Raw genomic sequence first — 10,719 nt, forward strand, 5'->3', positions numbered from 1 at the left:
ATTATTCTATAACATGTAAGACTCTTTTAATAAAATTGGACTCATGGTATAGATTGAAAAAGAATACTATCCAGAAAATAATAAAAGTTATGGAAAAAGGGGTTTTGATAAGTATGCTATGTTTTTTGTTTTTTTTTGGTATTGGTCAAGCTCAAAATGCATCGCCGTTACAATTAAAAGACGTTTATAAAAAAAACATATACGAACAAAAAAGTTTTGGTCCTGTAAGGTGGATGAAAGACAACAAAGGGTATTCAACTCTTGAGACCAACAAAGAAATAGGTGGTCAGAATATTGTTAAATATGATGCACGAAGTGGAACAAGGTCAGTTTTGGTATCTGCTAATCAATTAATTCCTGAGGGTAAAAATGAACCTATTACAATTTCGGATTACAAATGGTCTAGCGATAATAATAAACTCCTTATTTTTACAAATACACGTAAAGTTTGGCGATATCACACCCGTGGTGATTATTGGGTGTTGGATTTAAAAACCTATAAATTGGTAAGACTAGGACAACCCTTGCCCACGGCGACCCTGATGTTTGCAAAATTCTCTCCAGATGCATCCAAAGTCGCCTATGTAAGTGAATTAAATATATATTCAGAAAATCTTGAAAGTCATAAAATAGACCAGATCACCAAAGATGGGGGTGGCAATATCATAAATGGTACTTTCGACTGGGTTTATGAAGAGGAATTAAATTGTAGAGATGGGTTTAGGTGGAGTCCTGATGGTGAAAATATTGCATATTGGCAATCGGATACCAAAGATGTGGGTACTTTTTATATTATCAATAATGTAGATTCAATTTACTCAAAACCAATTCCATTGCCTTATCCAAAGGTAGGAGCAGAACTTTCTACTGTAAAAGTAGGAGTAGTTTCTGTTGATGGGGGAGCTACAAAATGGTTTAAAGTACCAGGTGACCCAAAGAATAATTATTTAGCCCGTATGGATTTTATTCCTAATTCTAAAGAGGTGATGATCCAGCAATTGAACCGCAGACAGAATACCAATAAGATCTGGGTTGGGGATATTGAGAATATGGAGCTCACCACTATTATGACAGAGGAAGATGAGGCTTTTTTAGATATTCATGATGATGTGCGCTGGTTGGAAAATGAAAAATATTTTACCTGGTCCAGTGAGAGGGATGGTTGGTTACACCTTTACAAGGTCTCAAGGGATGGTAAGGTTATCCAACCTATCACCAAAGGAGATTTCGATGTTGTTAAAATTAACAGTATTGATCCAAAAGGAGGGTATGTATACTATATAGCTTCCCCCGATAATTTTACTCAGAGATATTTGTACAGAAGTCGCATAGACGGAAAAGGAGATGCAGAAAGAATAACCCCAAGCACAAATTCGGGTCAGAGTTCTTATCAAATCTCCAATGATGCCAAATGGGGAATTCAAGTATTCCAAAATGCGATTACCCCTCCTACATATTCTTTAATAAGCCTTCCAAATCACAAGCAAAAAAGAATTTTAGAGGATAACAAGGAGCTAAAGAATAAATTTGATGCCTTGGCATTGAATCCAAAAGAGTTTGTAAAGGTTAATATTGGAGATGTTCTACTGGATGCCTATATGATAAAACCTAAAGATTTTGATGCTAGTAAAACATATCCATTATTGTTTTATGTCTATGGGGAACCGGCAGCATCTACCGTACAGGACAATTGGGTTGGTGGCAGTCTATGGGATCAATATATGGCTCAAAAAGGGTATGTTGTCATGAGCGTTGACAATCGTGGTACAAAAACACCAAGAGGTAATAAATGGCGTAAATCCATTTATGGTCAAATAGGGATCCTGGCTTCTGAAGACCAGAGTAAGGCTGCGAAAGAAATATTGAAAACCTACGATTTCTTAGACTCAACACGAGTTGGAATTTGGGGCTGGAGTGGAGGTGGTCAAATGACACTGAACTGTATGTTTAAATACCCAGAGATTTATTCTTCAGGTTTAGCCGTTTCATTCGTGTCCGACCAAAGGCTTTATGATGCTACTTATCAGGAAAGATATATGGGACTATTGGAAGACAATGCCAAGGGTTATCATGATGGATCACCAATTAATTTTGCGCAAAACTTGGAGGGAAATTTGATGATTATGCACGGAACGGCAGACGATAATGTTCATTATCAGAGTTTTGAGATGCTAGTAAATAAATTAATTAAGCACAATAAGATGTTTAATATGATGTCTTACCCAATGCGAGCGCATCGTATTAATGAACGGGAAAACACATCCTATCACCTCAGAGAAACAATGGAAGTTTTTTGGGAAAAAAATTTACCGGCAGGGGGGAGGTAAATCTTGGAAGTTAATAATAAGGCTAAAGCAGTATAACAGCAACAAAAATAGAGTCATCTATTTCTAATAAATTTTTAAAACTATGTTTTCAGAAGAAGAGTACAAAACAAGAAGGAAAAAGTTAAAGGAATCGATGGGCGAGGGATTAATTCTTTTCCTTGGGAACGATGAATGTAGCATTAATTCTAAGGACAACACCTATCCATATAGACAGGATAGTTCCTTTATTTATTTTTTTGGACTTCAAATACCTGGATTAAATGCTCTAATTGATTTGGAAGAAGACAAAGAAATTATTTTTGGAGATAATTTAACCATAGATGATGTTGTGTTTATGGGGCCAATTGAATCCTTGGAAGAACAGGCTCATAAAGTAGGGGTTACGAGTGTAAGGCCTACTGAAAATTTGGCAAGTTATATAGAGAATTCAATAGGCAAAGGCAGACAGATTCATTATCTACCTCCCTATCGCCCTGAACATATTTTAAAATTATCGGACTTATTTAATTTTTCAGCTACAGCGGTTTCAAAAAAAGTATCTGTTGAGTTTATAAAGGCCGTGGTGAAATTACGGTCGATAAAGTCCAATGCAGAGATTGAGGAAATTGAAAAAGCGGTAAATACAACCGTTCAAATGCAATATAAGGCCATGGAGATGGCTGCGCCAGGAATGACGGAGTTAGATTTATTCGGCGCTATTCAGAATATTGCAGTTGCCAATGGCAATAGCACATCATTTCCTCCCATAGTGACAATTGATGGACAAATACTTCACAATCACTTTAAGGGAAACCTCTTAAAAAAAGGGGATATGGTGTTGTGTGATTGTGGTGCTGAAAACTTTTCTGGATATGCTGGTGACCTTACAAGGACTTTTCCGATTAACAAGACCTTCAGTGTTAAACAAAAAGAAATTTATGATATCGTTTATAAATCCTATCAAGCTGCTGTGAATATGCTTAAACCCAAACAGAAATTTATAGATGTGCATCTTAGAGCTTGTAAAGAATTAGTCGTAGGTCTAATTGAATTGGGATTAATGAAAGGTGACCCTGATAAAGCGGTTGAATCAGGTGCTCATACACTATTCTTCCAGTGTGGATTGGGGCATATGATGGGTCTAGATGTACATGATATGGAAAATTTAGGAGAGCAATATGTAGGATATACTACCGATTTAAAGCAAAGTAAAGACTTTGGGTTTAAATCCCTTCGGTTTGGAAGAGCTTTGGAAGAAGGGATGGTTTTTACAGTTGAGCCGGGAATTTATTTTATTCCAGAGTTAATAGAGTTGAGGAAAAGTGAAAATAAATATATGGAGTTTATCAATTATGATAAATTGGAAGAATACAAACGTTTTGGGGGCATCCGTTTAGAAGACGATTTCTTAATAACAAGTAGCGCTAGTCGTTTATTTGGAGCCAAACTCCCTACAACCTCTAGCGAGATTGAAGATTTTAGAACTTCTAAATCCAGTTTTTAGAGATTTTTGATAAGTAAACATTTCAGGCATAGAAGCTTTATACACTTTCTGTTTAATATCGCACTAAAGCTTATTGGATATAGCTTTCTGTCTAACAAGACTTAAATGATTTTTTCCCAAGGGCTGATTTGTTTTCTTGAAGTCTGGCTTCAATTTCTTTGGCAGTTTTTGTTATAGCCAACCCACCTAGTCCAGTACACCTTAAGGTGTGTGGAATAGCATCTCCCACTCTTTTCATAGTTTCAATGACTTCGTCAAGAGGTATTACCTGGTCGTAATCGGATAATGCCATGTTTGCACAAGAGATAGCCGTTGAAGCAGCCATCACATTTCTGTTCAAACATGGAGCTTCAACTCTGTCGGCTACGGTATCACAAATCAGTCCCAAAGAGCTTTGCAATGCCATGGAAGCAGCCGCAAGTGACTGAGACAAGCTTCCGTCTTTTAATACGACTACTCCTGCAGCTGCCATTCCCGAAGCTGATCCACACTCCCCCATACAGCCGCCTACTTCAGCCGAAAATGTGGCATGAGACGTTATGAATACACCTATCAGACCTGCAGCCAACATAGCCTGTATATTTTGGTTTCTAGAAAACCCTAGGGTGTTAGAAGTGCCTAGTATAGTTCCTGGGAGGGCTCCACAGGAACCTGCTGTAGGGGCGGCCACTATTACGCCCATTGAACTTTTAATTTCCATCATAGAGGAGGTATACATTATAGCGTTGTTCAAAACATCGCCAGGTATAAGTTTTTTTTCCTTTATGTTTTTTTTGAAGTTAAGGGATTGGCTGCCTAAAATCCTGTCTTTGTAATGGGTGCCTTTAAGGCCTGTTTTAATGGAGTTTTCCATTATATCAACAATATGTCCCATTTTCTCTTCCACGTCTTCTTTTGTGATATTTCCTCTTTGGCTTTCGTATTCTATAGCCAGCTCCCATAATTTCAGATTTTTTCCTTGGTTGTATTCCAATAATTGTCCTACTGTAATAAAGGGGACAGAGAGGTTTTTTCTTGATTTAATGGGGAGTACTGGATTTATGATACGTATTGTTATGGGAGTATCCAAAGCAGAAACTTGCTCCAGTAGTTTCTGTTGCTCCATTTCGTTTGATTGAACAGTTATGAAATCTATTGAGCCTTTATGAAGGGATGTTTCTCCCAAATTCATTTTTGAAACTAAGTCTAAAATATATTCAGCGGAATCGCTATAAAACAATGTTATGTTAAAGTCGCCCATCATTGAAGTCGGGCTTTGATCTATTTCTATAATCTCGATCATACCTCCACCTGAAGAAATACCAATAACTTGGTGAGTCTCGGTTTTATTTTTTAAAGTGATTTTATAGGTGTTTGGATGTTCAAAACCTATTGGATGTATGTCTATTTTAATAGTAATGCCTGAATTTTTAATGTGAAATTCATAATCTCTAAGTCTTTCATCATCAGCTTCCCATCCCAAGAGACCTCCAAAAAGTCCCATATCCGAGCCTTGTCCTGAATGGGTTGTCGCAAGAGATCCATTAGGGTCAAATTCAATATACACTTCTTCAATTATACCGTTCATTATATCCCGACAAATTCTGCCAATCCTAAGAGCCGCTGCACAATGGGAACTAGAAGGCCCCCTCATTACAGGCCCTATAACATCATTAAAAATACTTGGATATGATTTCATTGGTTTTAATTTTTAAAAGATTTTTATAAAAAATTTAATTTTATGGTTTAAGTGTTGTTCTTATATTCTTAGTTTAGAAATCTAAAATTCATAATTTATCAGTTTCAACATTAGTTGTTTTTCTAGTCTGAAAAACTATGTAATTTAGGATTACATTTTTATATAAAAAAGTAGGTCAAGTTAAAATTTATTGATTGAATTCAAGGTTTAAAGGCTATATGGTTAAAATTTTCTATCTGGGTGATAACATGAAATATCTAATGAACTTTTCTTATCAGAAATTATTTCTGAAACTAGTTTTCCTGTTGCTGGTCCTAAGCTCCACCCCATCATAGCGTGTCCTGTGGCAATGGTTAAATTTTTACATTTCGATGATTTTCCAATGTAAGGTATTCCATCAGGTGATACGGGTCTTAAACCACACTCTGCCATTTTTTTTTCTTCTAAAGTTATTTCCAAATTATTATAATATCGTTGAGCAGCATTTGCTATAGAATTCACTCTTTTTGGATTTATATTATGGTTTATTCCTGCAATTTCCATAGTGCCTGCAAAACGAGTAAAACCATCCATAGGCGTAACTGCTACTTTAGCCTCACATAAAATACTTGGAATAGTAATTTTAGTTTCTTGTTCAACATTTATTCTATAGCCTTTTCCAGCTTGAACTGGAATTTTTATTCCTAATTTTTTAGTTATTAACGGACTCCAACTTCCAGCTGTTAAAATGACTTCGTCAGGAATTAATGCTCTTTTATCTGTGAGAACTTTTACTATTTTATCGTTGAAAACTTCCAATTCGTTTACTTTTTCATTCGTATAAAAAACAACCCCTTTTGATTTTAAATAAGTCGCCATGTCATTCATAAAATGATTCGGTGTCATGTGCCCATCACAATCATAATAAATAGCGCCTTTTATATTTAAATTAGCTTTGGGTTCTAAGACTTTTACCTCTTTAGCCGATAAATGTTTAACGCCTAAACCTTCTTTAATACCTCGCTTACCAATTTCCCATTCTTCTTCTCCAACTTTATTAGATTTATAACACATCAATAATCCTTTACGCTCGTAATGAAAATTAAAATCACCAGATTGCTTCATATCTTCATACAAATCTCTAGAAAATAAATTGATGTTTTTTAATGCTGAAATAGACTGTCCCACTCTTTCTTTAGTAGCCGATTTCTTAAAGGCTAAAACCCATTTTAAGAAATCAGCATCTAACCTTGGTTTTACGTAAAAAGGACTCTCGGAATTAAACATCCATTTAATGCCTTTAGTAATTATTCCGGGAGCTGCCATTGAAATAAAATGACTGGGTATTATATAGCCTGCGTTTACATAGGATGCGCCAGAATCCATATTGGATTGGTCAATAACGGTTATTTTATGACCATCTTTTCGAAGATAATAGGCTGTACACAAGCCAATAATTCCGCCGCCAATTATTATAATTTCCTTTTCCATATCAAATCACTTGAAATCCATTAGCATAGGGATCATCTTCATCATCAATAGTAATGGTATTATAGCCATATACTTTTGCCCAACCTTGAATGCTTGGAATAATGGCAGATTTTCCATTTAATGTAGTTTCTTCTACAATACGACCAATAAACTTAGAGCCTATAAAACTTTCGTTAATAAAATCTTCACCTTTTTTCAATTTTCCTTTAGCGTGTAATTGTGCTAATCTAGCAGAAGTCCCTGTTCCACATGGACTTCTATCAATAGCTTTATCACCATAAAAAACGGCATTTCTTCCAGATGAGGTTGGATCTATAGGAGTTCCAGTCCATAATATATGTGAAACATCTCTAATAGTTTCATTTTGAGGATGAAAAAACATGTTTGGGTATTTCTCATTAATTTTTTGCCTAACGACTTGGGAATATTGAATAATCTTGCTTGCTGAAAAATCTTGTGCGCCAGAGAAGTTTTTTTGTGGATCTATAATAGCGTAATAATTTCCACCATAAGAAACATCAAAAGTGATCTTACCTAATTCAGGACAAACAATAGTTAAGCTTTCTGCAGCTAAATAACTTTTTACATTAATGAACTTCACCCAATCTACTTTTTTACCTGTTTGTTTATATTCAATATCCAACAAACCTGCGGGTGCTTCCATTTTAATTTTTCCAAGAATTTTTGGAGTAATTAAACCTTCTTCAATTGCAATGGTAATTGTACCAATTGTTCCGTGTCCGCACATTGGCAAACAACCCGAAGTTTCAATAAATAAAATGGCAAAATCATTTTCAGGATTGTGGGGTGGAAATAGAATGGAGCCACTCATCATATCATGCCCTCGAGGCTCAAACATCAATCCTTTTCGAATCCAATCGTATTCTTTTAAAAAATGTTGACGCTTTTCACTCATATTAGCACCAACTAAATTCGGTCCCCCACCTGCAACTACTCTAACTGGATTTCCACAGGTGTGAGCATCAATGCAAAAAAAGGTTTTTCTACTCATTCGGTTTTCTTGAAATATAATTTAGTATTCAGATTTTTTCTTTGGTTAAGTTTCTATTTAAATTTCTAAAAATACCTAAAGGATTTTCATTTTTTAATTCATCTGGAAGCATATCATTTGGCCAATCTTGATAACTAAAAGGCCTTGCCCACCTCTTGATTGAATCTACACCAACAGATGTAAAACGGCTATCTGTCGACGCTGGATAAGGGCCGCCATGAAGCATAGACGGACAGACCTCTACGCCTGTTGGAACGCCATTTAAAATGATACGCCCAACCCTGTTTTGTAAGACATTCACAATATTAGGATGACTTGCTATTTCATCATCATCAGATAAAATGGTTCCTGTAAGTTGGCCTTCTAGTTTTGAAATAATATCTTCTAATTGCGCCTTATTTTCACATTGTACAACTATTGAATAGGGTCCAAAAACTTCGTGATGCAATGTTGTATTATTTAAAAAAGTATTTCCTTCAACTGTAGTAACTACTTGTCTTACATAGTTTGGTTTTACCTCCGTTTCATAATCTGCCAAAACCTTTATGCCTTTTTGAGATAATGCTGTTGCTTTGTTTTTTTCATAGGCTCCAGTAATGTTTGGATGCAACATAACAGAGGGTTCTATTTTTACAATTTCTTCAGCTAAGGTTTCTATAAAATTGTTTAATCCGTCTGATTTTATTCCTAAAATTAAACCTGGATTTGTACAAAATTGTCCTGTTCCTAAAGTGATAGAACCTGAATATGTTTTTGCGATTTCTTTGGCTCTATTTTGTAATGCTTTTGGTAAAATGACCACAGGGTTTACGCTTCCCATTTCCGCAAAAACAGGGATTGGCTCTTCGCGTTTTGCAGCTAAGTCATATAAGGCTCTTCCGCCTGCATGGCTTCCTGTAAATCCAACTGCTTTTATATTAGGGTTTTGAACTAATAATTGACCAACTTCAATACTGCTACTATTTAAATTTGAAAAAACGCCATTTGGCATCCCCGTTTTTTGTACCGCATTAATTATTGCAGAAGCCACTAAATCCCCTGTACCAGCATGCATAGGGTGTGATTTTACGATCACGGGGCAACCTGCAGCTAAAGCTGCTGCTGTATCGCCTCCTGCAGTTGAAAATGCTAATGGAAAGTTTGATGCTCCAAAAACAACAACTGGCCCTAAAGCAATATTCATCTTTCTTAAATCTACTTTTGCAATTGGTTGACGTTCTGGTTGCGCAGTATCTATGGAAGCTTCTACCCAATTGCCTGTTTCTACATGATCTGCAAAAGCACGTAATTGTCCTAAAGTTCTTCCTCTTTCACCAACTGCTCTTCCGTTTGGTAAACCACTTTCTGCCGAAAAGACTTCTAACAACTCATCACCTAAGTCTTCAATTTCATTGGCAATTGCTCTAAGGAATTGTGCTCTTTTAGTTCCAGAAACTTTTGAATAGATTTTAAAAGATTCTGATGCTAATGTTGCGGCATCACTAATTTCCTCTTCTGAAGCTTCTGTAATTTCCCAGTCATTTTCTACATTTAATAAAGGATTAAATGTTTTAAAGGTTTTGTTTCCTTTTGCTGAAAGTTGATTTCCTATATAGTTTTTTCCTGTAATCATTACTTAAATTTATTTAGTTACTACTTTAAAAACTAACTATTGCCTTACTTTTCAGCGTGGCAATGTTTTTTACAAAGTTTTAATGTTAATCTGATTCCTAAAATATCTATTATTTTAGATATTGAGAAAGTATTTTTTTATGTTCTGTGTTCATCTCTATGTGATGAGGCACTTTCACAAACACAAAATAAAATATAGTTGAAAACCCAATCGTTGCGATAAGATCCAAATTATTTATGCTAAAACACTTAAGTTCTTGTACTCTGGCAATGTTGGTCTTACCTTAAGTGCGTCTGTTATTACTTTTTCAATTCTTATGCGCTCATGACCTTGCAAAACTAATCTTGGAGCTCTTACATATTCTGCACCAATTTTTGTGTGTACAGATGCTAATTTAATGTATTGCACTAATTTTGGATGAATATCTAACTCTAATAATGGCATAAACCAACGATAAATGCTGATAGCTTCTTGAATTCTGCCAGCCTTTACTAGTTCGTAAATTGCAACTGTTTCAGCTGGAAAAGCATCTACTAACCCAGCAACCCATCCATCTGCTCCTAATACTAAACTTTCTAAGGCTAAGGTATCAACTCCTGTCATTATTGCTAATCTATTTCCAAATCGGTTTTTAATCCTAGTAATATTGGTAGTATCTCTGCTAGATTCTTTCACGGCTTCTATGTTTGGACATGCTTGTAATAACTCCTCAAACATATCCAAAGTGACTTCCAATATATAGTCTATTGGGTTGTTGTAGATCATAATTGGTAAGGAGGTATTGTTTGCAACCGCTTTAAAGTATTCTACAATCTCGACATCACTGGCTTTGTAACGCATTGGAGGTAGCATCATTAAACCTTTAGCGCCGTCTTCTTCAGCTGTTTTAGCTAAGGCTATTGCTGCATTGGTGGTTTGTTCAGCTATATTAATTAATACAGGAACATTTCCATCAACTAAAGCAACAGTTTCCCTAGTTAATATGCGTTTTTCTTCATCCGTTAAGGTACTTGCTTCACCCAGTGTTCCACCTAATACAATACCATGGACTCCAGCATCTAACAGTGCTTTAATATTGATTTTGAATAAATCTAAATCCAATTTGTCGTTTATTGTAAATTGGGTTGTGACTGCAGG

General features: G+C 35.6%; 7 protein-coding genes. 2 read left to right on the forward strand and 5 right to left on the reverse strand.

The features are described from left to right. On the forward strand, positions 1 to 2,327 hold a 2,327-nt coding region (locus CXF67_RS02510; RefSeq protein WP_308302163.1), incomplete at its 5' end, for a S9 family peptidase. Positions 2,328 to 2,409: 82 nt separating this feature from the next. Continuing rightward, positions 2,410 to 3,810 (forward strand): aminopeptidase P family protein, encoded by a 1,401-nt coding sequence (locus CXF67_RS02515; protein WP_102087313.1) that lies wholly within the window; start codon positions 2,410 to 2,412, stop codon positions 3,808 to 3,810. A gap of 91 nt (positions 3,811 to 3,901) precedes the next feature. Here CXF67_RS02515 and sdaAA read toward each other — a convergent pair whose 3' ends face one another. The 5 genes from sdaAA to CXF67_RS02540 all read right to left on the reverse strand — a co-directional run. Further along, positions 3,902 to 5,488 (reverse strand): L-serine ammonia-lyase, iron-sulfur-dependent, subunit alpha, encoded by a 1,587-nt coding sequence (sdaAA, locus tag CXF67_RS02520; RefSeq protein ID WP_102087314.1) that lies wholly within the window; start codon positions 5,486 to 5,488, stop codon positions 3,902 to 3,904. A 222-nt stretch (positions 5,489 to 5,710) separates the two neighbouring features. Further along, positions 5,711 to 6,958, reverse strand: coding sequence for an NAD(P)/FAD-dependent oxidoreductase (locus tag CXF67_RS02525; RefSeq protein ID WP_102087315.1), 1,248 nt, complete (start codon positions 6,956 to 6,958; stop codon positions 5,711 to 5,713). A 1-nt stretch (position 6,959) separates the two neighbouring features. Next, positions 6,960 to 7,970: a 4-hydroxyproline epimerase gene (locus CXF67_RS02530; RefSeq protein WP_102087316.1), complete on the reverse strand. Its 1,011-nt coding sequence runs from the start codon at positions 7,968 to 7,970 to the stop codon at positions 6,960 to 6,962. A 28-nt stretch (positions 7,971 to 7,998) separates the two neighbouring features. Continuing rightward, entirely contained in the window at positions 7,999 to 9,582 is a 1,584-nt protein-coding gene (locus CXF67_RS02535) for an aldehyde dehydrogenase (NADP(+)) (protein ID WP_102087317.1), read from the reverse strand. Positions 9,583 to 9,816: 234 nt separating this feature from the next. Further along, positions 9,817 to 10,719: dihydrodipicolinate synthase family protein (locus CXF67_RS02540; RefSeq protein ID WP_102087318.1), on the reverse strand; the 903-nt coding region annotated here is incomplete at its 5' end.

Origin of the sequence: Psychroflexus sp. MES1-P1E (assembly GCF_002836055.1) — a bacterium.
Classification (GTDB): domain Bacteria; phylum Bacteroidota; class Bacteroidia; order Flavobacteriales; family Flavobacteriaceae; genus Psychroflexus.